Source organism: Burkholderia sp. NLJ2 (genome assembly GCF_049487195.1).
Lineage (GTDB): Bacteria > Pseudomonadota > Gammaproteobacteria > Burkholderiales > Burkholderiaceae > Burkholderia > Burkholderia pyrrocinia.
Map to the genome: position 1 here is coordinate 3304405 of NZ_CP137808.1, position 21928 is coordinate 3326332.

Genomic DNA, 21928 nt, shown 5'->3' on the forward strand with positions numbered 1-21928 from the left:
CTCGTCGCGTCGGTGCGCCCTCCCTCCACTCACCCCCGCCCCTTCCACGGCACCACCCGCCGCTCGACCCACCGCATCGCGAGATCGAACAGCCACGCGATCGCGCCGATGATCAGGATCCCCATCACGACGATGTCGGTGCGCAGGAAGCTCGATGCGTTCAGCACCATCTGCCCGAGCCCGGCCGTCGCGGCGACCATCTCGGCCGCGACGAGCGTCGTCCAGCCGAAGCCGATCGCGATCCGCAGCCCCGTGAGGATCTCCGGCAGCGCGGCCGGCAGCACCACGTGGCGCACGATCTGCGCGAAGCTGCCGCCGAGCGAATACGCGGCGTTGATCTGCTCGACCGTCGCCGCGCGCACGCCGGCGCGCGCAGCCATCGCAATCGGCGCGAAGCACGCGAGGAAGATCACGACGAGCTTCGCCGTTTCGTCGATGCCGAACCAGATCACGACGAGCGGCAGGTACGCGAGCGGCGGCAGCGGCCGGTAGAACTCCAGCAGCGGATCGAGCACGCCGCGCGCGACGCGGCTCACGCCCATCAGGATGCCGGCCGGCACGCCGATCGCGGTCGCGAGCAGGAACGCGCCGAACACGCGCGCGGCGCTCCACAGCAGATGCTCGGACAGCGGCAGGCCGCCCTGGATCCGGCCGTGCCACGCGTCGACGAACGCCGTCCACACGGCTTCCGGCGCGGGCAGGAACAGCGGCGGCAGCCACTGCCGGTGCGTCGCGACCCACCACAGCACGACCAGCGCCGCGACCGTCGCCGCGCTCAGCTCTGCGGTCTTTCCCTGCCCCGGCAAGCGGTAGCGGCGCGACGGCGGCGACGGGTGCGCCGCCTTGCTCCGCGTCGCGCGCTCGTCCTGCTCGAAACCCGCGGCCGCACGATCGGCCGCCCAAGAATCCTGCGTGCTCATGCTGTCCTGCCTGTGCAAAGTACTGTTCCGGCCGCGTCCGACGGACGCGCCCTGCCGCGCAAGCTCGCGCGTCACGCGGCTTCCCGGACGGCTTCGTCGCGATGCAGATACGCGATCAACCGTTCGCGCCATGCGATGAAATCCGCGGAAGACTTCACCGCGCGCGCATCGCGCGATTCGACGTAGCGACGCGCAAACGGCAGTTCGAAGGTTTCGGCGATCCGGCCGGGGCCCGGCGTCATCACGACGAGACGCGTCGCGAGGAACAGCGCCTCCTCGACGTCGTGCGTGATGAAGAACACCGTCTTGCCGGTGCGCGCCCATACGTCGAGCACGAGCGCCTGCATCGTGCCGCGCGTCATCGCGTCGAGCGCGCCCATCGGCTCGTCCATCAGCAGCACGCGCGGATCGCTCGCGAGCGCACGCGCGATGCCGACGCGCTGCTGCATCCCGCCCGACAGTTCGTACACACGCGCATGCGCATGCTTGTCGAGCCCGACCAGCGCGAGCATCTCGCTCGCCCGCGCTTCGCGCTCAGCTTTCGACACGCGCGCGAAACGCAACCCGAGCGCGACGTTGTCGAGCACGTCGAGCCACGGCAGCAGCGCGTATTTCTGGAACACGACGCCGCGATCGGCACCGGGGCTCGTGACCGGCACGCCGTCGACGCGCACGTCGCCCGTCGTCGGCGCGACGAAGCCGGCCATGCAGTTCAGCAGCGTAGTCTTTCCGCACCCGGACGCGCCGAGCGCGACGACGAATTCACCGGCATCGATGCGCAGGTCGACGCGCGCGAGCGCCTGCGTCGTCGGCCGACCGCGTTCGCCCGGATAGTCGACCGATACCTGACGGACTTCCAGCGTGCTCATGCTCAGGACTCCACGATGATCACCGCGCTCAGCGCGCGGCCTTCTGCACGAACTGCGGATCGACGCCGGCCGAGTAATCGGCGAGCACCGTCTGGATCGTGCCCTGCGATTTGAGGAACGTGGCCGTGGCCGCGAGCGACTTCGCGGCACCCGATTGCGCACCGCCGCCGAGCCACGTCGGCGACGCCTGCTCGGCCGCCGTCGGGAATGCGTAGAGCGCGAGGCTGGCCGGCACGTCCTGCGCGTTCGCGCCCGATACCTTCGCCACCGCCGCGACCTGCGGCGAGCCGGCCTTCCACGCAGCCGCATGGGTGCGGTAATCGGCATCGGCGGCTGCGAGCACCTTCACGAAACGCGTGACGAACTCGGGGTTCTCGCGCGCGAACTTGCGGCTCACGACGAAGCCGTCGAAAGTTGCCTTGCCACTTTCTTTCGCAACCTGGCCCGACGTCGTCAGCACGGTGCCCGACTGCTTGACCTTCGCCAGCACGGGATCCCAGATATAGGTCGCGTCGATGTCGCCGCGCGCCCAGGCGGCTGCGACTTCGGGCGGACGCAGGTTGACGATCTTCACGTCGTTCGGGTTGACGCCCGCGGCCTGCAGCGCGACGAGCGTATGGAAATGCGACGTCGATACGAACGGCACGCCGATCTTCCTGCCCTTCAACGCCGCGATGTTGGTGACGCCCGAGCCGTTGCGCGCGACGAGCGCCTCGGCATCGTTGATGTTGTCGAGCACCCAGAACAGCGAGATGTCGAGCCCCTGCGACAGGCCGGCCGCGATCGGGCTCGACCCGGCTTCGCCGAGCTGCACGGAGCCCGACGCGAGCACACGGATCACGTCGGCACCGCTGTCGAGCTTGCGGAATGTGACCTTGTAGCCCGTCGCCTTTTCGACTTCACCGCTCGCCTGCGCGTAGCGCCACGGCACGACCATGTCCTGGTACGCGATCACGACTTCGCGCGATTCAGCGTGCGCCGCGCCGAACGCGGCCATGGCGGTCAGCGCGACGACGGCGCGGCGGATGAAGCTGAAACGGGACATGCGGCTCTCCTTCGGAATGCGGGCGTTGCTGCGGGAGAGCCGACTATAGGAGCTTTGCGCACGGCGGGAGCGAACTTATCCTGCGAAGCTATCGATGCCGTTTCAGCTTTGCTTTCCATGCTTTATTGAATGTGATCGTCGATTGAGCGGCGATCAGTGTGTGGAGACATGCGATCGCAGTTCGCCTACGACGCGACGACAGAAACAATCGCTGGTGTCTCGGCAACTCTCTCAGACGCGTGTGGATACTGACGCCGTACATCCTTTTGTATCGCGTCGACCGACCGCGAGTGTCGCCCCATGCGAGGGCAACTGGAGTCTAAGCAGTGACAAGCGAGACAGACCAGAATGTAGATTCTCCGCGGGGCCTTCAACACAAAAATTTAGACTAGATTTCCGATTCTCGACAAAGCTCCAGTTTTTCAGATCGAATGACTTAGCTGGATCACCAATCCATTTCGCATATCGCCAGACAAACACGCCCTTCTCACCAGATAACATTTCGTACACGTCTCATATCAATTCGACAAAGTAAACGTTAGCTTTCCATATCAAACGAAGAATCGTTTGACACTCGGCTCGATAAAAGTCACTTAAAAAGGTGCATGCACCGCAACATCGCGAGGAACCATGGAAAATGCAACTCAGATGTATCAATCCGCTTCATCTTCCAATCCAGACAGTACGCCTTTCTGCTTCCCAACAGAACTCATCAAATACCGAAACGATGGCGTCATCAAGAAATTTCGGGACAAATGGAGTGTAAGCGAGCAAGCCGCCAGCGACATCTTCGAGGAAACCAAGAAATTCCTTTTCCTGGCGGATCATGCACAGAGGCGCTGCATCACCTTCGAAATCGACGAGTCTGTCCTCATCATCGATAAGATGTGGCACACTTTCATTCTTTTCACCAAAGAATACTCCGAGTTCTGCGATGCATTTTTCGGGAGGATGCTACATCACATTCCCTTCTGCAGAGCGCATCTCATCGAAAAAATCAGAGATCTCTCATCTCACGGAATCAGCCTATCCGAATACAAGCGGATTCGGCTTCAGCAGCAAATCGACATCATCCACGAGACCTTCGGCATCGAAACCGTAAGAAAATGGTATGTCGAATTCGGCAACTCCTATTCGCTACAAAAACTCAACACCCTCCAGCGCCCGGTTTACCACGAAGATCTTGTTCACATCGGATCGCCAATGGATCCCGAAGCAGCAAGATCCTTAACGCCGACTGAATTGATCGAAGGAATCATCCAGCGACAGAATCCATCCATGTACTGCGGTGGGCACGGTTGCGGCGTCTATTGCTCATGCAACTCGAACAAGAGTTTGTATTCCTGATCGACGAATCATCGATCACGATTTCAATGCGCATCATGGACAAACCGTCCGGTTCTAGCAAGTCGTAAGCGACGGCGCCACTCATTGCCCGTCAACACGACCGCATGGTGCCGTGTCTCGTTCATGACGCCTCCCCTGACCGGCAATCCTTCTCATTTCGCCTATCTTGAAAAGACACACTAAAAATGCGTCTCGCCTGCCATTGTTGATAAATCGATATCGTGGCCTGCTTTCCGTCATTTTCGTCGCATCTGCCGCTACTTCAGCACTCAATACCTCATTGGGTGCACTTCTGAAATGGCTAACGGAAAGCATTCAGGGCAACAGCGCGCATGGCGTCTACTTATTCGTACTGTTTTTCTCGATTCAACGTCTGCTGCTTCCCATCTGCGGCGGAATCTCGACATTCTCGTCCAACATCCTTGCGGTGAGGTTGGAAAATGACATTAGAGACGCATGGTACAAACACGTCATCAATCTGGACTCCAGTTCGTCAAGACAAAAGAACTCCGGAGAGTTGCAGAAGAGACTTCAAGACGCCATCGGGTCCGTCCGCTCGTTTCTGAACAACACGTTGCGCTCCACGCTATCCATCACTCTCGAATTTATTTCGATCATTGCATTCGCACTCTTCTTGATTGGACCAAGTGCGAGTCTGGCGCTCGTACTATGCGGTGTAATTTATTCAATCTATATCATCAAGGTTACTCGCACTCGCGTGCCGCTCATTCGAAACATCTCCGAAGCAGATGCGGCGTGCTCTGCCTTCATGCACGACAGTTTCATCAACGCCGCACCGATTTCATCCGAGGCGATCTCGGTGCGCGCTCGGAAACATGCACTGCTCTTGACGATGTTGGCAAAAAAACGGTTTTATCACTCAAAGGAGCTCCTGAAAGACAGCATCTGGGCAGCCGTACTTAGCGGGGGCATGGCGTACGTCGCGCTTTCGTGGTTCGAGGGTGACAAAATCGGAAGCATAGGTACCACGATCATGCTCTCCACTGGATTAGCCCATATGATTTCACAGATCAATTCACTCGGATTCAATTACAGAAACATTCTGCACGCCAAAATTGATATTGAGCGAATATCGGACGCACTCACTCAAGCGAATGTAGCTCAGCGAGAGCTGGTCGCGATTAATATTCGAACAACGGAAAATATTCACTACAAAATTCATAACCTCATCTTATTTGACCATCAAGACAGGCAATCCTACCCCGTTACGGGTGATATCGTCATTCTAAAAGGCCACATCAATTCGATGAGAGGGGACAGCGGGATCGGCAAAAGCACGCTCGCGCGTATCATGAGAGGCGAAATCACTCCTCCTACCTCGAAGATTTTTCTATGCGGCGTCGACATGTCGTCTGTCGAGCGCGACTCCTTGCTCCAGTCGATTTCCTCCACATCACAAGAAAGCATCATTTTCAATGAATCCATCCGCAACAATCTGCTCTACGGCAATCCCGATGCCCACGATAGTGAATTGATTTCAACGCTATCGTCTGTCGGATTGAGTAAATTTTGCACCGCAGATGGTCTCGATTTTGTCGTCGGTGAAAAAGGGGGGCTATTATCCGGAGGCGAACGGCAGCGACTGGGAGTCGCCAGAGCGCTCTTGCAAAACGCTGACCTGATCATCCTCGACGAGCCGTTTGCCGGGTTGGACACTGCCGGCATGATCAGCTTGGCCTCGTTAATTGCGGATTTGTCGAATCGCGTCTACGTCCTCCTCATTCTGCATCAGGATCCTCACCAGTTATTTGGCACCTCGAGCACTCCGCTCAATGCCTTCGTCCTCGCGGCGAATTCCGATCTGAAAACGCTGGAGATTATTCGTGACTAACACTCTCTTCCCGAATTTCGATCTCGAATTCTTCACCAAGCATGTGCTGCACATGCACCCACATCTGCTTGGTCCCGTGACGCACCAAAATCTACCTAATTGGAGCACCGTAAACGCTCTACTAGAAAGCGGGTTGCTCGACTACCCTAGAATCAGAATTAGCAGCGCTGACACGGAATATCCGCGCGGATACTGCGGATTTCTAAGATACAGCTCGAATCCACGCGGCGGCAGGTTCGCGACAATTATGCCCGACCTTTTGTATCGCGCGCTGGATGATGGTTGCACCATCATCATCGACGGATGCCAGGATTACTTTCCATCTGTCTTAGCATTGACTACTGAAATCGAACGCATCCTGAAATGCCAGTCGTGGGCGAATCTCTATATCTCCGCTCAATCTGGGACGAGCTTCGGGTGCCATTTTGACGACCACGATATCATTTCAGTGCAGCTGTCCGGTGAAAAGCGTTGGCACATCTATAATCCGACGTATATTTCACCAAACAGAGGGGACAAGAGTTTCTATCTCGATCCGCCAACCGGCTCGCCTGATCTCCTGGAAAACCTGCGAACGGGATCCAGCCTATATCTCCCTTCCGGCTACTGGCACAACGTCGAAACCATCTCAGCCCATTCGTTGCACATAACATTTGGCCTCGATTTTCCGAGAAAATTGGATATCGTTCACGCCATAGCCAATCAACTTGGACTTAGCGAAATTTTCCGTGGCGCCATCAATTTCAACCCAGACTCTGCTGATTTTTATATTTTTCGAGAGAATATAATCAATGCGATCCGAGAGATTGACATAGAAGAGTGCATGAAAAATGCCATCACAATTCACAACAAACGACGCCCGACGTTTACCCTCCCAAATTACCAAATCAGCACCAAATATCGATAACTCCCACAAAAATTCAATTCACCGAAATCTCATGAAGCCAAGATACAGTTTATTGCAAATGAGGGACGTCTGGATCGACGCATATATGAACGGTGACGTCGATCAGCTTAATTTCGTCGAAAGCTCTCATTTCTTCGTAAAGCGAGGAGGTAGAATATTGACGAAATCCCAACAAATATCCTATATACAGCGACATCTGCTCGAGCAGACTTGGTGTAATTTCGGCCTGTACGTCCACGACGAAATCACGAAAATCTCTGAAAAACAACAATGGGCATCGTTTTCCGGCACCGGCTCGATGCGACGCGATGGAAGGATACTTACCACGTTTGATTTTCTAGAGCTGTGGCTAATCTTCGACGATCGGTGGCAGATAGCAGCGCTTTGCTATGACGAAAATGATCGAGAAAGCGGAATAACGGCGGATCAACCGAATCACGAATAGTCATGCATTCAGACTTCCTACAATCAATTTATCTTTGCCCTTGATAAATATGAATGACTCTCTAACGAAAAACCGCCAATTCACCGGTGCTCGACATAGCGCCGATGTTATCGAGCGCTTGCGTAAGCATCCTGCAGAAATCTGGCATCGCGGTGCGCGGGTCACCGACGTTACCACCGATCCGGCATTCAAGAATGGAGTGGCAACCTTGGCCGGGCTCTACGATTACCAATGGAACGCTGAGGATATCCTGCTCGAGACGGACCCCCAGGGGACGATGGTCAATCGCTCGTTCGGCATTCCCCGCACCCCGTCAGACCTCGTTTCGCTTGGCAACGCCCTTCAGCATAGCGCCCAATACAGTATGGGGATGCTCGGGCGCGAGCCCGCGTATCTGAATCGTGCAATATCCTCTTTCTCGGGAAGTGCAGCCTTGTTCGGCACTTCCGATCGAGCATATGGCGCAAATGCTATCCGATACCACGATTTCATTCGTGAAAACGACCTATCGCTGACTCACACACTGCTCAATCCACGCCCTGACCGCCTAGTTGGCCCAGCGCTCCAGGTTGATGCGGCGATTGCCACTCACGTGTGCGAGGAACGTGATGACGGTATCGTAATACGCGGCGCACGTCTGCTTGCGACTCTGCCATTCGCCGACGAGATTGCACTCTTTCCCGCGCGCTTGATGGATCATTCTGATCGATCAAAGTCATACGCATTTGGCTGTGCACTCCCGACCGCGACGCCCGGCCTGCGCTTCGTCTGCCGCGACTCGGTAGATTACGGATTCGGCGCGGCGGATCACCCGCTTAGCGCCCGATTCGAGGAAATGGACGCGGTCGCGATCTTTGATGATGTGTTTGTTCCGTGGGAACGCGTCTTTTGCTATCGAGACATCGATATTTGCAATATGGCCTATATGGCCACCGGTGCAACCGCACACATGGCTTACCAAGTAGTTTGCAAGAATATCGTCAAGACCGAGTTTCTCCTCGGCCTGGTCTCCCTGATGATCGAAGGATCCGGGCTGGAAAAATTTCAGCACGTTCATGAAAAAATGGCGGAAGTCTGGGTCAATCTTGAAACCTTGAAGGCCTTCAGGCATGCAGCCGAAGCCGGCGCCCATAACAATGCCTTCGGGATGCTCGTTCCGGCCTGGGATCCACTCGACGCTGCTAGAAATCTGTATCCTCGCCTCTATCCCAGAATGGTCGAGATCATTCAGCAACTCGGAGCCAGCGGCCTCGTTTCGATGCCGGCCACGATATCTCTCGATGGACCGCTTGCCGCAGACATCAGACGCTATTACGAGGCAGCCCGCATGGATGCCTACGATCGGATCGCGCTGTACCGGTTGGCATGGGACACGGCGATCTCGGCATTTGGCGGGCGCCAAATCCTATATGAACGCTTCTTCTTCGGTGACCCAGCCCAAATGGCGTCGCGCTTGTTTAGAGAAAAGGACTGCTCCGAGGCAATGAATCGGGTCAAAGCATTTCTGGCGCGTTCGTGAAACGCGTGGCATCTTCTCGTACCTGATTATTTGATGCCTGGGCCGCCAGAAACCGCTACTTCGCGGGATATCGAGAAAAAAATGAACAAAAAAACCCGCGCCGCGGGTTTTTTGTTCGTTCAACTCAGCGAGCAATCAGACCACCCCGGCCCCGTGCGCCTGCAGATCGGCGTGATAGCTCGAACGCACCATCGCGCCGACGGCCGCGTGCGTGAAGCCCATCTTGTACGCCTCTTCCTCGTACATCTTGAACGTATCCGGATGCACGTACGCACGCACCGGCAGGTGATGCTCGGACGGCTGCAGGTACTGGCCGATCGTCAGCATGTCGACGTCGTGCGCGCGCAGGTCGCGCATCACCTGCAGGATTTCCTCTTCCGTTTCGCCGAGGCCGACCATCAGGCCCGACTTCGTCGCGACGTGCGGATGCAACGCCTTGAAATCCTTCAGCAGCTTCAGCGAGTGCGCGTAGTCCGAACCCGGGCGCGCTTCCTTGTACAGGCGCGGCACCGTTTCGAGGTTGTGGTTCATCACGTCGGGCGGCGCGGCGTTCAGGATCGAGATCGCGCGGTCGAGACGGCCGCGGAAATCCGGCGTCAGGATCTCGATGCGCGTATCCGGCGACTGCGCGCGCGTTTCGCGGATGCATTCGACGAAGTGGGCGGCACCGCCGTCGCGCAGGTCGTCGCGGTCGACGCTCGTGATCACCACGTACTTGAGCTTCAGCGCGGCGATCGTGCGCGCGAGGTTCTTCGGCTCGTCGGTGTCGAGCGGATCGGGACGGCCGTGGCCGACGTCGCAGAACGGGCAGCGGCGCGTGCACTTGTCGCCCATGATCATGAACGTCGCGGTGCCCTTGCCGAAGCATTCGCCGATGTTCGGGCAGCTCGCTTCCTCGCACACGGTGTGCAGGTTGTGCTCGCGCAGGATCGTCTTGATCTCGTTGAAACGCGAGCTGCCGGTGGCCGCCTTCACGCGGATCCACTCGGGCTTCTTCAGCTTCTCGATCGGAATGACCTTGATCGGGATGCGCGCCGTCTTCGCCTGCGCCTTCTGCTTGGCGGTCGGATCGTAGGCAGGGGTCGCGGCCGAATCGGCCGGTGCGGGAGAAGCGGTAACGTCAGTCATTCGATTGTTCCAGTGCCTGCGGCTTGTCGGCGGCCGCGGATGCGCCGTCGAGGTTGGCGATCAGACGGCGCACCAGCGTGTGGGCGACGTCGTTCCAGTCGGCGGCAACCTCGAGGCTCGCCATGTCGACAGTTTCCAGTCCGGCATAGCCGCACGGGTTGATCGCAAGAAACGGGCGCAGATCCATCTTCACGTTCAGGCTCAGCCCGTGATAGCTGCAGCCGTTGCGGATCTTCAGGCCGAGGGCCGCGATTTTCGCGCCTTCGTGCACGCCGGATGCCACGTAGATCCCGGGTGCGCCCGCCTTGCGGACCGAAGCGAGATTATACGCCGCGAGGGTTTCGATCACGGCCTCCTCGATCTTCGTCACGAGCGTACGCACCATCAGCTTGCGCCGGCGCAGGTCCAGCAGCAGGTAGGCGACGATCTGGCCGGGGCCGTGATATGTGATTTGCCCGCCGCGGTCGACCTTCACGAGCGGCACGCCGCTGTCGGCCACCAGCAGGTGGGCCGGGTCGCCCGCCTGGCCGAGCGTGTAGACGGGCGGATGCTCGACCAGCCAGATCTCGTCGCCGGTGTCGGCCGTGCGCGTGTCGGTGAACGCGCGCATCGCGTCGAAGCTCGTCTCGTAGGTCTCGACGCCCCGCCAGCGCACGGTGACCGGGTGAACCGGCGATTCGGCGGGCGATGCGGAAACGGCGACAGGCGTGGACACGATGGAAACCGGCGAAACGGACATGGGCGGTAGTTTACCGAAAACCCATGGGTCTCGCCGGCCCGGGAAAGGGACGGATGATCAGTATCCGTCGGAGGAAATGATCGTCAGACGGTGCGCCATCCGTCGTGGAGGAGCGCGCTGACGCGTTCGCGCAGCCGTGCCAGCCCGCCGAGCGCGACTTCCCTGGTCGGCCGCGACACCGAGAACGCGACGCACGCGCCCTCCCGGCCTTCCGCGCTGAGCCACAGCCGCTCGCCGCGGCGCAGCTTCAGCGTCTCGCCATCGACCAGGAAGTAGTCGTCGACGTCGTTGCTGCGCGTGGCCCAGACCGGCCCGCACTGGACGATCAGCCGCGTGCTGCGTTGCACCTTCATCGGCACGGTTTCGCCCACCGGGATTTCGAACGTGATGCTTGAAGAGATTTCTTGCATGATCGACTCCGCCAATAAGTGCTTCGATGGCTACAATCGTAGTCACTTCAAGGCGTCCGACCAAACGACCAATTTTCACGTCGATGTGAGGAAAATTAGCAAATGGACCTCCGCCAGCTACCTGCGCTGAACGCGATTCGCGCGTTCGAAGCCGCCGCCCGTCACGAGAATTTCTCGCGCGCCGCCGACGAGCTGTACGTCACGCACGGCGCAGTCAGCCACCAGGTGCGCGCGCTCGAGGAGGAGCTCGGCGTGCAGCTTTTCACGCGCAACGGCAAGCGGCTGTGCCTGACCGACGCCGGCATGCGCTACGCGCAGCAGATTCGCACCGCGCTGATGGTGATCGCCGACGCAACACGCGACGTGCGCGCGAGCGACCGCGACCGGCGGCTCGTGGTGTCGATGCTGTCGTCGTTCGCCGCGCGCTTCATCACGCCGCGCATCGGCACGTTCATCGAGCGGCATCCGGAAATCGACGTCGAACTGCAGTCGACCAACTCGCTCACCGATTTCGCGCGCGACGACGTCGATCTCGCGATCCGCTTCGGCCACGGCAGCTATCCGGGGCTGCATGTCGAGCCGCTGTTCGACGAGGTGTTCTTTCCGGCGTGCGCGCCGACGCTGAACGGCGGCAAGCTGCCGCAGACGCCCGCCGATCTCGTGCACTACAACCTGCTGCGCTCGGACGACGAGCTGTGGCGGCCGTGGTTCGACGCGGCCGGACTCAAGACGCTGACCGAGCCGAAACGGGGGATTCTGTACCAGGATTCGTCGAACCTGCTGCTGGCCGCGATCGATGGCCAGGGCATCGCGCTGGTGCGCCGCTCGCTCGCGGTGCACGACCTGCTGGACGGGCGCATCGTGCGCCTGTTCGACATCGACGGGCCGAGCCCGTGGCACTATTTTTTCGTGTGTCCGCTGCCGCTGCTGAACACGCCGCGCGTGCAGGCGTTCAGGACCTGGCTGCTCGACGAAGTCGCCGAATACAAGCGGCTGTGCGACGAGCTGGACGCGCGGCGCGCGGCGGGGAAGACCCCCGCCGAGTGCGCGCAGGAAGGAGGATGGAAGGCGCTTGGACTTAGAGTACGACCTTGACCATCGGATGGCCGGTCAGTGCGCGGTAGATGTTGTCGAGCTGTTCCTGGCTCGTCGCGCGCACGGTGATCGTGAGGCCCGTGTAATTGCCGCCGCTCGACGCGCGCTCCTCGATCTTCTCGACATCGATCTCGTTGTCGTGAACGGCGACGACCTTGAAGATCGTGTCCTTGAATTCGGGGTGCGCCTTGCCCATGATCTTGATCGGGAAATCGCACGGGAACTCCAGCAGCGACTCCTTCCGGGTCTCGATCGCGCCGGTGACCTCGACGGTTTTGGTCGGTTCGCTCATCATTTTCTCCGGGTTAGGTCAAACTGTTCAAACTCGCGTGCCTTCGCACGCTGGTATGCGTCATACAGTGCCGCGAACACGGGGCCCGGCTTGCCGCCCTGCACGGGCAGATCGTCGAGCGACGTGACGGGCAGTACTTCCTTCGTGGCCGACGTGATCATGATTTCGTCGGCCGCGCGCAACTCCACTTCGCTGATCTCGCGTGCGACGAACGGAATGCCGCATTCGTCGGCAAGTTGCTCGACCAGCGCGTAACGGATCCCCTCGAGAATCTTGTTGCTGCGCGGCGGCGCGAGCAGCTCGCCGCTCTTCACGATCCACACGTTCGACGACGAGCCTTCGGTCAGGTAGCCGTCGCGCAACTGCAGCGTCTCGAACGCATCGCGTTCCGCCGCATGCTGCGCCATCAGCACGTTGCCGAGCAGCGAGATCGACTTGATGTCGCAATGCAGCCAGCGGCGATCCTCGGCCGTCACGCAGCGCACGCCGTTCGCGCGCTCCTCTTCCGGCGGCAGGCGCAGCGGGCTCGTCATCGCGAACACCGTCGGCACCGCGTTCGCCGGGAACGCATGGCCGCGCTTCGCGACGCCGCGCGTCACCTGCAGGTAGACGAGCGCGTTGCCGTCGCCGAGGCCTTCGGCATTCGCCGCGACGACGCGCTCGATCAGCGCACGCCAGCCGGCGGCATCATGCGGGTTCTCGATACCGATCTTCTTCAGGCTGCGCGCGAGCCGCTCCAGATGCTGCTCGATCCGGAACGGCACGTGCGCGCCGTCGTGCGCATAAACGGGGACGACTTCATACACGCCGTCGCCAAAGATGAACCCGCGGTCGAGCACCGGGACACGGGCTTCGGACAGCGGCACCCACTCCTCCTGCGACGAGACGCTGAGGTAGACGATCGGTTCGAATTCGGCTTGGCTCATGGTGATGACAGATGGGGATGAAGTCGTAAAAACAAAGGCCCGTCGTGCTTACTTCTTCTTGCTGAACATCAGCAGGATCGAGTCCCAGATACGCCCGAAGATACCCGCTTCCGGCACGGCCTGCAGCGCGACGACCGGGAATTCGGACAGCGTCTTGCCGTCGGCGACGATCTTCACGGTGCCCACCTGCTGACCTGCCGCGAGCGGCGCGATCAGCGGCGCGTTGACGTCGACTTCCGTCTTGACCTTGTCGCCGAGGCCGCGCGGCACGGTCGCCCACTGGTCGCCCTTCACGCCGACCTGCACGGTGTTGTCCTTGCCCTTGTAGATGCGCGGCGTCGAGATCGCCTGGCCGCCCTTGAACAGGCGCACCGAATCGAACGCGCTATAGCCGTAGTTCAGCATCTTCATGCTGTCCTGCGTGCGCTCGCCTTCCTTCTGCTCGCCCATCATCACCGACACCAGGCGGCGCTGGCCGTCGACGCCCGGAATCGCGCGCTTCGCCGACGCGATCAGGCAGTAGCCGGCCGCCTGCGTATGGCCCGTCTTCAGGCCGTCGACCGTCGGGTCGAGCCACAACAGACGGTTGCGGTTGCCCTGGCGGATGTTGTTGTACTTGAATTCCTTCTCCGAGAAGATGCTGTAGTACTGCGGAAAATCGCGGATCAGGTGCGCGGACAGCTTCGCGAGGTCGCCGGCCGTCGTGTAGTGGTTCGGGTCGGGCATGCCGTTCACGTCGGCGAAGTGCGTGCCCTTCATGCCGAGGCGCTGCGCCTCGTCGTTCATCAGCGTGACGAACTGCCCTTCGCTGCCGCCGACGAGTTCGGCCAGCGCGATCGCGGCGTCGTTGCCCGACTGGATGATCATCCCGTACACGAGGTCGTGCACCGACACCGGCTTGTCCGCCTCGATGAACATCCGCGACTCGTCGGTGCCGACGCGGCGCACCGCTGCGCTCGGCGTGACGATCTGCTCCATCGCGATCTTCTTCTTGTCGAGCGCCTCGAACACGAGGTAGGCCGTCATCAGCTTCGTCAGCGATGCGGGCTCGACACGCTCGTCCGCATTGCCCGATGCAAGCACCGTGTTGCTGGTCGCGTCGACGAGCACCCACGAACGCGCGTTCACGCCCGGCGGCGGCACCGCGCCCGGCATGTAGGTCGCGGGCGCGCCGGTGAACTGCTCGGCGGCGGCCGGCGCTGCATGCGCGGCCTTGGCCTTGGCGGCCGGCTTCGCCTCGGCGACGACGATCGTCGATGCGAGCGCGACGGGCAGCATCACGCCGAGCGCGACGTTGCGCGCGGCGGTGCCGAAGGCGATGGAGGAAGCGAGGGACTTGAGGCCTTGGGGAGACAGACGCATGATCGATTCAGGCTGATGGCAGAAAGTGCGGTGCGAAACGCGCAGGGTTGAACGGCAAGGCGGCGGGCGTTTCGGGCACCCGCCCGACATCGTCGGGCGGCGCGAAACGCGCCGGTTGGACTCGTGCGGACGCGATCGGTTCGCGGCCGTCGCGAGCGGGCGGACAGGCGGCGAAACGAGCGCCGCATGGGCCCAGCCGGGCCGCGGGCGACGCGAAATGCGGCCATTATACGTGGCCACGAACGGCGTTTTCGGGAACCGGGTGTGGCGTCCGGCGCCAGACGGTGCCGATGTGCCGGTGGATTCGTGCCCATGGCAACGCGCAAACCGCGGCGATGCGCAGCAGCATCGCGAGGATTTGCCACGCCGCCGCGGGCGCAAAGGCGCAGCACATCGGTGCCGATTGGTGCCGGTTGGCGCCGAACACCGCACGATCGCAGGACGGCCGCACACCGGCTTCAGGAGGATAGCGCGGGCACGCTGCGGGAAATCGCTCGAAGCCGCGCGAAAGGCGCGCGCAGGCGGGGTGCAAGTCGGGTTGCGCCGCGCGGAGCGGCGCGATGTCGTGTGGTCAATCACGCATTCGGCCGGGTGCCGATGCGCGACGCGAGCCGCCGGCCGTTACGCCGGCGCCCGCGTGCCGGCTAGCGCCATGCGTCGACGATGATGCGCTTCAGCACATGCAGCTTGCGATGGAGGAAATGCTCGGCGCCCGGGATCACGACGACCGGCAGCTCCTGCGGCCGCGCCCAGTCGTACACCGATGCGATCGGCACCGTGTCGTCGGTTTCGCCGTGAATCACGAGCGTGTTCTCGGGCACGTCGGCCACCTGCCAGCGGCTCGCGGCCGTGCCGACGAACACCATCCGCTCGATTGTCTCGCCCGCGTCGCGCAGCCGCTTCGCGACGTGCGACAGCACGAAGGTGCCGAACGAGAAGCCTGCGAGCACGAGCGGCAGGTCCGCATACGCGGGCTGCGCGCGCATGTGCGCGAGCACCGCGAGCAGATCGTCGGCTTCGCCGGTGCCGTTGTCGTGCACGCCTTCGGTCGCGCCGACGCCGCGGAAGTTCGACCGGTAGACCACGTAGTCGAGCTGCACGAGCGTACGTGCCAGCGTTTGCGCGACCTTGTTGTCCATCGTGCCGCCGAACAGCGGGTGCGGATGCGCGACGAGCGCGATGCCGCGCGGCGCGGCGGCGCCTTCGCGCACGGCGTCGGGCAGGTCGACCGCGATTTCGATCTGCCCGACCGGGCCTGCGATCAGCGATTTCTGCGTATGAACGTTCATTCGGCCGGCCCGCTCAGATCTTCAGACGATCGACGACCTTGCCGTCGCGCAGGTGCGATTCGACGATCTCGTCGATGTCGGCCTGGTCGACGTACGTGTACCACGTGCCTTCCGGATACACGACCATCACGGGCCCTTCCTCGCAGCGGTCGAGGCAGCCGGCCTTGTTGATGCGAACCTTGCCGGGCCCCGCGAGGCCGAGTTCCTTCACGCGCTTTTTCGCGTATTCCTGCATGGTCTGCGCGTCGCATTGCGCGCAGCTCGGGCGCTCGGCGCCCGGGTCGCGCTGGTTCAGGCAGAAGAAGACGTGGTGCTGGTAGTAGGAATCCATGATGGTGGCGAGCGGCCCGGCGCGATGCCGTGCGGAAAGAGGAGCGATTGCCGTTGCATCGAGCAACGGGTGTGTAGTGTTCGGTGCTGAGCGGTGCTGATGTGCCAGCGGATTCGTGCTCGTGGCAACGCGCAAACCGCAGCGATGCCCAGCGGCATCGCGAGGATTTGCCACGCCGCCACGGGCGCGAAGGCGCAGCACATCCGTGCCGATTAGCGCCGCGCACTGCATTCGTGCGGACGATTATAGCGACCGGCGCGCGCCGCTGCCCGCGATGCAGCCGGGATTGCCCAGCCCGGACCGCCGCGTCAGCGCCGCACCGCAGCGGGCAGCCACGCGTGCTCGACGCGCTGGCCGAGCCAGATCAGCGCCGCGTAGGGCCAGATCCAGGCGAGCCAGCGCGCGATGCTGTTGAAGTGCACGTAGCGCCCCTGCCGCCAGCCCGACAGCGTGAAGTCGAAGAACGGATTGACCGGCAGCAGGTTGACGAGCGCCACGCCGGCCAGCAACGCAAGCGCTGCGAGCGTCGCACGCCAGGTCGCCGGCACGCGCAGCGCGACGAGCGCGGCCGCGAAACCGAGCTCGATGCCGAGCCGTGCGCCGGGCGTCGCCCACACGACGACGAGGCCCGTGGCCGACTGCATGAACGTCGCGGCCGCCTTCAGCACGAGCGTCGCGGCGACGAGCGCGATCAGCAGCCGGATGCGCGGCGCGCGCGGCCGCATCGCGAGCGACGCGATCGCCAGTGCGGCGAACAGCATCAGCCCGCCGAGCGCGGCCTCCCACGCGGAGTCGGACAGCCAGCCGTCGACGCGCTCGGGCCATTCGCTCACGCGCCACGCGGCCGGCAGCCACGCGAGCAGCGTGTCCTGCATCGACGCGTCGGCGCGCTCCCACAGCGCGGCCGGCCAGTCGCCGATGCCGAACAGGAACGGCGACGGAAACAGGATCGCGAACGGCCACAGCGCGGCGAGCAGCAACGGCGTCGCGCCGTCGGGCTCGAACCACGCGAAGCGCAGCCGGCGCAGCGCGCCGCGATCGAGCAGCGCCCCGGTGGCCGGCGCGACGAGCGCCGCACCCAGCAGCGCGCCGAGCGCGTTGGACGCGAGATCGAGATTCGACGCGACACGCGTCGGCAGGTAGGTCTGCAGCGCCTCCATCGAACCGGACAGCAGCACGCCGAGCGCGCCCGCGATCAGCGTCGCGGCAACCCCGCGCCAGCGCGGGTGCAGCGCGAGCACGCCAAGCGCGCCGAACGGCAAATAACCGAGCACGTTCGTGACCACGTCGAACGCGGTCACATAGCGCTGCATCGGCGCGAACAGGTAGTCGAACGGCCCGATGCCGAGCGACACCCAGCCTTCGAACGGATACAGCGACGCGTAGACGATGAGCGCCGCGTAAGCGGCAAAGGCCTGCCGCGCGAGCGGCGATGCGCGATGCGTGCCGGTCGCGTTCATCGCGGCTGCACGGTGCGCGTCACGGCGTGCCCGCGTACGCCTGCATGCCGACCCACGCGGCGATCTGCGACACGAGCTCGTCGCTTGCCGCCGCGAGCGCGCGCGCGCCGCCGGCCGCGTCGGGCGTGCTCGACGGTGCGCGCGCGACGAACGTGCGCTGGCCGAGCACCTTGCCGTCGAGCGTCAGCGTCGCGCGTGCGGTGACCGCGCCGTGGCTCTGCGACTGCCCGTCGAACACCTGCTCGAATTCGTTCAGGTCGACCTTGAGGGTCGGCGCGCGCACGCCGTCGGATCCTTCGAGCACCGCGCCGCGCGACGACAGCGCGCCGCGCAGCCGCTGCGTGAGCAGTTGCGCAGGCGGCGCGGTCCAGCGGCTGTCGCGATAGACGGCCACGTGCTGCGCATCCGCGTACGCGAGGCGGTACGCGAACTTGTCCGAATCGAGCGCGTCGGGCGCGGCGATATCGAGCACCTTCAGCGCAGGGCCCGAACCGGCGGTCACCACCGACGCGGCCGGCCCGAGGTCGTAGCGGACATTCGTCAGCGCCGCACTGTTGCCGGCGCAGCCGGCCGCAAGCGCGAGCGTCAGCACGGCGAGCGCGGCCGCGGCGGGACGCAGCGCGCGGTCAAGGATTCGTGGCATGGCGTATTCCTGCATGATGTTTCCGGTTTCGATGGACGTCACTGCCTGGCCGTTTCCGGCCGGACGATCGACGGGTTTCCGGCCCGCTTCACTTCCCGGCCGTCGCACCCGGCCAGACGAAGCCCGCTTCGCCGGGCCCCGGCGACGCGCCGGGCGAACCGAACAACAGGCTGCGCGGGTTGCGGCCGAGATCACCGGCGACGTCCTTCAATTGCCGCGACGCGTCGCCGACGCTGCCGGCCAGCGCATTGAAGCGCGGCAGCGTGTCGTACTGGACGCGCGCGTTGAGATCGTTCAGCGCGACGCCGACCTGCTCGGCGGCCGTGCCGGCCTTGTTCAGGTTCGACACGAGCGGCCCGTTCGGCTGCAGCAGCGTGTTCGCCGACGCCATCGTGCGGTTCACCTCGTGCATCGTCTGCGGCAGCGCGGCGACGGCCGGGGCGAGTTGTTTCGACAGCGTCGTCGCGCCATCGGCTGCGTGCTGCAGGCTTTCGGCCGTCGCGCGCAACTGCTCGCGCATCTCGGGCGACATCAGCTCGTTCGCGCTCTTCGCGGCCAGTTCGAGCTGCCGCAGCAGCACGTCGCCACGCTCCTGGATCTGGTCGAACAGGCTCGGTCGCATCGGGATCTGCGCGATCTTCTTCGCCGTCGACGGCAGCGGCGACAAATCGCGGCCCGTATCCTCGAGCTGCACGAACGCGATGCCCGTCACACCCTGGAAGCCGAGGCTGCCGTAGGTCGACTGCGTGATCGGCGCATCGTGGTCGACGAGAATCCGGATCCGGATCTGGCCCGGATGCGTGCGATCGAAACCGATCGACTGCACCTTGCCGACGTCGAGACCGCGAAAGCGCACGGCCGCGTCCGGGAACAGCCCCGTCACGTTGGTGCGCGCGAGCAGGTCGTACGGCACGCGCACGGTGCGGTCGACGTTGAACCAGAACACGGTGCCCGCGATCGCGAGCGTCAGCGCGATCGTGAACAGGCCGGCCCAGAACGCATGTGATTTGTTTTCCATTCGCGGATTCCTTGCTCCTTGCCTCGCCTACAGCTCGACGCTCGACAGCGCCGGTTCGAGGGCCGCCTTCGGCAGCTTCGCGCGCCGCTCGGGCGGCAACGCCTGCAATGCGCGGCGCCCGCGCAGCCCCAGGAAATATTCGTGGATGAACGGATGGTCGACGTTCGCGACCTCCTCGACCGGCGCGGCGACCAGCACCTTGCGGTCGGCCAGCACCGCGACGCGCGTCGACAGCGCGACCATCGTGTCGAGATCGTGCGTCACCATCACGACGGTCAGCCCGAGCGTGCGGTGCAGCGTCGCGATCAGCTCGACGAACTCGTCGGACGCCTCCGGATCGAGGCCGGCCGTCGGCTCGTCGAGAAACAGCAGCTCGGGCTCGAGCGCGATCGCGCGCGCGATGCCGACCCGCTTCACCATCCCGCCCGACAGCGCGGCCGGCATCTTCGACGCGTGCTTGCACGGCAACCCGACCATCTCGAGCTTCAGCATCACGATGTCGTGCAGCAGGTCCGGCGGCACGCGGCCGAGCTCGCGCAGCGGCTGCGCGACGTTGTCGAACACCGTCATCGACGAGAACAGCGCGCCCTGCTGAAACAGCATCCCGGAGCGCGTGCGCATCAATCGCGCGGTCGCGTCGTCGATCGTCGCCGTATCTTCGCCGAACACCTTGATCGTGCCCGACGTCGGCCGCTCGAGGCCGAGGATCTGCCGCACGAGCGTCGTCTTGCCCGAGCCCGAGCCGCCGACGATCGACACGATCTCGCCGCGCCGCACGTCGAAGTCGAGCTTCTGGTGAATGATGTTGCGCCCGTAGCGTTTGGTCAGGTTGCGCACCTCGATCACGAGGTCGCCGGCCTCCGCCGCGGCCGGCTGTGTGCCGACCGACGCGGCATCGGCCGGCGCGGCACCGGCCGCCGAATCGTTCGATGTGTTCATCCGAGCCCCACGTTCTGGAACAGGATCGCGAACACGGCGTCGGCGAGGATCACGACCGTGATCGACGACACGACCGACGTGGTCGTGCCTTCGCCGAGGCTCTGCGAGTTCGCCTTGATCCGAAAGCCGAAATGGCAGGCGACCAGCGCGATCAGCATGCCGAACACGACACCCTTGCCGACGCCGATGTACAGGTTCGCGATCGGCACGACACCCGGCAGCGAGCGCACGAAATAGTTGACGTCGATCCCGAGCACGAGCTTCGCGGCGAGCGCGCCGCCCGTCAGCGCGATGATGTTGGTCCACATCACGAGCAGCGGCATTGCGACGCCGAGCGCGAGCACGCGCGGCAGGACCAGCCGCAGCCCGTGCGGGATGCCCATCACGCGCATCGCGTCGAGCTCCTCGGTCACGCGCATCACGCCGATCTGCGCGGTGATCGCCGAGCCCGAGCGGCCCGCGACGAGGATCGCCGACAGTACGGGGCCGAGCTCGCGGATCACCGACAGCCCGAGGATGTTCACGATGTAGCGGTTCGCGCCGAACATCTGCAGCTGCTGCGCGGACAGGTAGCTGAGCACGATGCCGATCAGGAACGCGACGAGCGCGGTGATCGGCAGCGCCTGCGCGCCGGCGCTGTAGATGTTCGCCGACGTCTCCTTCCACGGCATCGTCTTCGGGCGGCGCAGCACCGACAGCGCATCGAGGATCACGAGGCCGAACATCGCGATGCCGCCCTGCAGGTGTTCGCCGAACGTGAAGATCGCCAGGCCGAACCGCGTGACGGGATCGAAGCGCACGACGCGCTCGGGCGCCTCGCGCCCGCTGTCGAGCCGCTCGATGCGCTCGAAGATCGTGCGCTGCGTGTCGCTCAGCGCGACGCCGGCCGGCAGCTTGCGGCCCCACACGCGCCACAGCGCCTGGCCGCCGACGTGGTCGAGTCGCTCGATGCCGGACAGATCCCATTCGCTCACACGCCCGGACGCGATGCTCGCAACGCGGCGCGCGACCGCGCCGCGGTTGCGCGCGAGCGCGATTGCGGTCCACTGGCCGGTCAGGCGCACCGTCTGGCCCTGGCCGCCGGCGTCGACCGACAGGCCGGGAGGAGTCTCGAAGTCCAAGGGCGGGTTGTTTGCAAAAGGATGACAGCGGTCATTGTAGCGAACCGCCCGGCGCCGCGACGTGAGGATTTCGGTGGGGGCGCCTAGCTGGGAGCGCCTCGCTGGGAGCGCCTGGCTGCGGGCGCCCGGCCCGGACCTGCCCGGAGGCCGCCGCACGTCGCGGCCCGCTGCCGGCGTCAGCGCCTTTCATTCTTCCGTCACGTTTCCTTTCGATACTCTCACGCGCCGCACCACAGGCCGTCGGCGCCCCGCGCCGCCATTTCGTTGCGCA

General features: G+C 63.3%; 22 protein-coding genes. 6 read left to right on the forward strand and 16 right to left on the reverse strand.

What is annotated here, in order from left to right; all coding sequences use genetic code 11:
• Positions 1–29: 29 nt before the first annotated feature.
• From R9B84_RS15205 to tauA, 3 genes are read right to left on the reverse strand one after another with little or no spacing between them, the layout of a single operon-like run.
• A complete protein-coding gene (locus tag R9B84_RS15205; RefSeq protein ID WP_423758558.1) occupies positions 30–1052 on the reverse strand; it encodes an ABC transporter permease subunit in 1023 nt (340 codons plus the stop codon).
• Positions 992–1789 (reverse strand): taurine ABC transporter ATP-binding protein, encoded by a 798-nt coding sequence (locus tag R9B84_RS15210; RefSeq protein ID WP_423758559.1) that lies wholly within the window; start codon positions 1787–1789, stop codon positions 992–994. The genes R9B84_RS15205 and R9B84_RS15210 overlap by 61 nt, the downstream gene beginning before the upstream one ends.
• Positions 1790–1817: 28 nt before the next feature.
• Positions 1818–2834 (reverse strand): taurine ABC transporter substrate-binding protein, encoded by a 1017-nt coding sequence (gene tauA, locus R9B84_RS15215; protein WP_423758560.1) that lies wholly within the window; start codon positions 2832–2834, stop codon positions 1818–1820.
• A 630-nt stretch (positions 2835–3464) separates the two neighbouring features.
• Here tauA and R9B84_RS15220 point away from each other — a divergent pair.
• The 5 genes from R9B84_RS15220 (at position 3465) to hpaB (ending at position 8904) form a co-directional block, all read left to right on the forward strand.
• Positions 3465–4181: a hypothetical protein gene (locus R9B84_RS15220; RefSeq protein WP_423758561.1), complete on the forward strand. Its 717-nt coding sequence runs from the start codon at positions 3465–3467 to the stop codon at positions 4179–4181.
• A gap of 166 nt (positions 4182–4347) precedes the next feature.
• Complete coding sequence (locus R9B84_RS15225; RefSeq protein WP_423758562.1) at positions 4348–6033, forward strand: ATP-binding cassette domain-containing protein; 1686 nt, start codon at positions 4348–4350, stop codon at positions 6031–6033.
• Positions 6026–6940, forward strand: coding sequence for a JmjC domain-containing protein (locus R9B84_RS15230; RefSeq protein ID WP_423758563.1), 915 nt, complete (start codon positions 6026–6028; stop codon positions 6938–6940). The genes R9B84_RS15225 and R9B84_RS15230 overlap by 8 nt, the downstream gene beginning before the upstream one ends.
• A gap of 157 nt (positions 6941–7097) precedes the next feature.
• A complete protein-coding gene (locus R9B84_RS15235) occupies positions 7098–7385 on the forward strand; it encodes a hypothetical protein (protein ID WP_423758564.1) in 288 nt (95 codons plus the stop codon).
• A gap of 49 nt (positions 7386–7434) precedes the next feature.
• Positions 7435–8904, forward strand: coding sequence for a 4-hydroxyphenylacetate 3-monooxygenase, oxygenase component (gene hpaB, locus R9B84_RS15240; protein WP_423758565.1), 1470 nt, complete (start codon positions 7435–7437; stop codon positions 8902–8904).
• A 135-nt stretch (positions 8905–9039) separates the two neighbouring features.
• On the opposite strand, the gene lipA is transcribed toward hpaB, so the two are convergent.
• The 3 genes from lipA to R9B84_RS15255 form a co-directional block, all read right to left on the reverse strand.
• Positions 9040–10032, reverse strand: a complete 993-nt coding sequence (gene lipA, locus R9B84_RS15245) for a lipoyl synthase (protein ID WP_047899124.1) — start codon at positions 10030–10032, stop codon at positions 9040–9042.
• A complete protein-coding gene (lipB, locus tag R9B84_RS15250) occupies positions 10025–10771 on the reverse strand; it encodes a lipoyl(octanoyl) transferase LipB (RefSeq protein ID WP_423758566.1) in 747 nt (248 codons plus the stop codon). Before lipB ends, lipA begins: the two co-directional genes overlap by 8 nt.
• Before the next feature lie 83 nt (positions 10772–10854).
• Entirely contained in the window at positions 10855–11181 is a 327-nt protein-coding gene (locus tag R9B84_RS15255) for a DUF2917 domain-containing protein (RefSeq protein WP_423758567.1), read from the reverse strand.
• A gap of 102 nt (positions 11182–11283) precedes the next feature.
• On the opposite strand from R9B84_RS15255, the gene R9B84_RS15260 reads away from it, so the two are divergent.
• Positions 11284–12276 carry a transcriptional regulator GcvA gene (locus R9B84_RS15260; protein ID WP_423758568.1) on the forward strand — a complete coding sequence of 331 codons (993 nt, stop codon included), beginning with the start codon at positions 11284–11286 and terminating at the stop codon, positions 12274–12276.
• Here R9B84_RS15260 and R9B84_RS15265 read toward each other — a convergent pair.
• From R9B84_RS15265 to R9B84_RS15310, 10 genes are all read right to left on the reverse strand, one after another.
• A complete protein-coding gene (locus R9B84_RS15265; protein WP_011546305.1) occupies positions 12260–12568 on the reverse strand; it encodes an HP0495 family protein in 309 nt (102 codons plus the stop codon). The genes R9B84_RS15260 and R9B84_RS15265 overlap by 17 nt on opposite strands.
• Positions 12568–13494 carry a D-amino acid aminotransferase gene (locus tag R9B84_RS15270; protein WP_423758569.1) on the reverse strand — a complete coding sequence of 309 codons (927 nt, stop codon included), beginning with the start codon at positions 13492–13494 and terminating at the stop codon, positions 12568–12570. Before R9B84_RS15270 ends, R9B84_RS15265 begins: the two co-directional genes overlap by 1 nt.
• A gap of 48 nt (positions 13495–13542) precedes the next feature.
• On the reverse strand, positions 13543–14856 hold the full coding sequence (locus tag R9B84_RS15275; RefSeq protein ID WP_423758570.1) for a D-alanyl-D-alanine carboxypeptidase family protein: 1314 nt from the start codon (positions 14854–14856) through the stop codon (positions 13543–13545).
• A gap of 644 nt (positions 14857–15500) precedes the next feature.
• On the reverse strand, positions 15501–16145 hold the full coding sequence (locus tag R9B84_RS15280) for an alpha/beta hydrolase (protein WP_423758571.1): 645 nt from the start codon (positions 16143–16145) through the stop codon (positions 15501–15503).
• A 13-nt stretch (positions 16146–16158) separates the two neighbouring features.
• Entirely contained in the window at positions 16159–16476 is a 318-nt protein-coding gene (locus R9B84_RS15285) for a (2Fe-2S) ferredoxin domain-containing protein (protein WP_006485233.1), read from the reverse strand.
• A gap of 308 nt (positions 16477–16784) precedes the next feature.
• Positions 16785–17936 (reverse strand): VanZ family protein, encoded by a 1152-nt coding sequence (locus R9B84_RS15290; protein WP_423758572.1) that lies wholly within the window; start codon positions 17934–17936, stop codon positions 16785–16787.
• Between the two features lie 19 nt (positions 17937–17955).
• Positions 17956–18579, reverse strand: coding sequence for an ABC-type transport auxiliary lipoprotein family protein (locus tag R9B84_RS15295; RefSeq protein WP_047901077.1), 624 nt, complete (start codon positions 18577–18579; stop codon positions 17956–17958).
• A gap of 88 nt (positions 18580–18667) precedes the next feature.
• Positions 18668–19597, reverse strand: a complete 930-nt coding sequence (locus R9B84_RS15300; RefSeq protein WP_423758573.1) for an MlaD family protein — start codon at positions 19595–19597, stop codon at positions 18668–18670.
• Between the two features lie 27 nt (positions 19598–19624).
• Positions 19625–20536: an ABC transporter ATP-binding protein gene (locus R9B84_RS15305; protein WP_423758574.1), complete on the reverse strand. Its 912-nt coding sequence runs from the start codon at positions 20534–20536 to the stop codon at positions 19625–19627.
• Positions 20533–21657 carry an MlaE family ABC transporter permease gene (locus tag R9B84_RS15310; protein ID WP_423758575.1) on the reverse strand — a complete coding sequence of 375 codons (1125 nt, stop codon included), beginning with the start codon at positions 21655–21657 and terminating at the stop codon, positions 20533–20535. Before R9B84_RS15310 ends, R9B84_RS15305 begins: the two co-directional genes overlap by 4 nt.
• Positions 21658–21928 lie beyond the last annotated feature (271 nt).

Bases quoted from the DNA above. Each gene is read 5' to 3' on its own strand.
- R9B84_RS15205 (WP_423758558.1), bottom strand. From the start codon at position 1,052: ATGGCGCGAACGGTTGATCGCGTATCTGCATCGCGACGAAGCCGTCCG.
- R9B84_RS15210 (WP_423758559.1), bottom strand. From the start codon at position 1,789: ATGAGCACGCTGGAAGTCCGTCAGGTATCGGTCGACTATCCGGGCGAA.
- tauA (WP_423758560.1), bottom strand. From the start codon at position 2,834: ATGTCCCGTTTCAGCTTCATCCGCCGCGCCGTCGTCGCGCTGACCGCC.
- R9B84_RS15220 (WP_423758561.1), top strand. From the start codon at position 3,465: ATGGAAAATGCAACTCAGATGTATCAATCCGCTTCATCTTCCAATCCA.
- hpaB (WP_423758565.1), top strand. From the start codon at position 7,435: ATGAATGACTCTCTAACGAAAAACCGCCAATTCACCGGTGCTCGACAT.
- lipA (WP_047899124.1), bottom strand. From the start codon at position 10,032: ATGACTGACGTTACCGCTTCTCCCGCACCGGCCGATTCGGCCGCGACC.
- lipB (WP_423758566.1), bottom strand. From the start codon at position 10,771: ATGTCCGTTTCGCCGGTTTCCATCGTGTCCACGCCTGTCGCCGTTTCC.
- R9B84_RS15255 (WP_423758567.1), bottom strand. From the start codon at position 11,181: ATGCAAGAAATCTCTTCAAGCATCACGTTCGAAATCCCGGTGGGCGAA.
- R9B84_RS15260 (WP_423758568.1), top strand. From the start codon at position 11,284: ATGGACCTCCGCCAGCTACCTGCGCTGAACGCGATTCGCGCGTTCGAA.
- R9B84_RS15265 (WP_011546305.1), bottom strand. From the start codon at position 12,568: ATGAGCGAACCGACCAAAACCGTCGAGGTCACCGGCGCGATCGAGACC.
- R9B84_RS15270 (WP_423758569.1), bottom strand. From the start codon at position 13,494: ATGAGCCAAGCCGAATTCGAACCGATCGTCTACCTCAGCGTCTCGTCG.
- R9B84_RS15275 (WP_423758570.1), bottom strand. From the start codon at position 14,856: ATGCGTCTGTCTCCCCAAGGCCTCAAGTCCCTCGCTTCCTCCATCGCC.
- R9B84_RS15280 (WP_423758571.1), bottom strand. From the start codon at position 16,145: ATGAACGTTCATACGCAGAAATCGCTGATCGCAGGCCCGGTCGGGCAG.
- R9B84_RS15285 (WP_006485233.1), bottom strand. From the start codon at position 16,476: ATGGATTCCTACTACCAGCACCACGTCTTCTTCTGCCTGAACCAGCGC.
- R9B84_RS15290 (WP_423758572.1), bottom strand. From the start codon at position 17,936: ATGAACGCGACCGGCACGCATCGCGCATCGCCGCTCGCGCGGCAGGCC.
- R9B84_RS15295 (WP_047901077.1), bottom strand. From the start codon at position 18,579: ATGCCACGAATCCTTGACCGCGCGCTGCGTCCCGCCGCGGCCGCGCTC.
- R9B84_RS15300 (WP_423758573.1), bottom strand. From the start codon at position 19,597: ATGGAAAACAAATCACATGCGTTCTGGGCCGGCCTGTTCACGATCGCG.
- R9B84_RS15305 (WP_423758574.1), bottom strand. From the start codon at position 20,536: ATGAACACATCGAACGATTCGGCGGCCGGTGCCGCGCCGGCCGATGCC.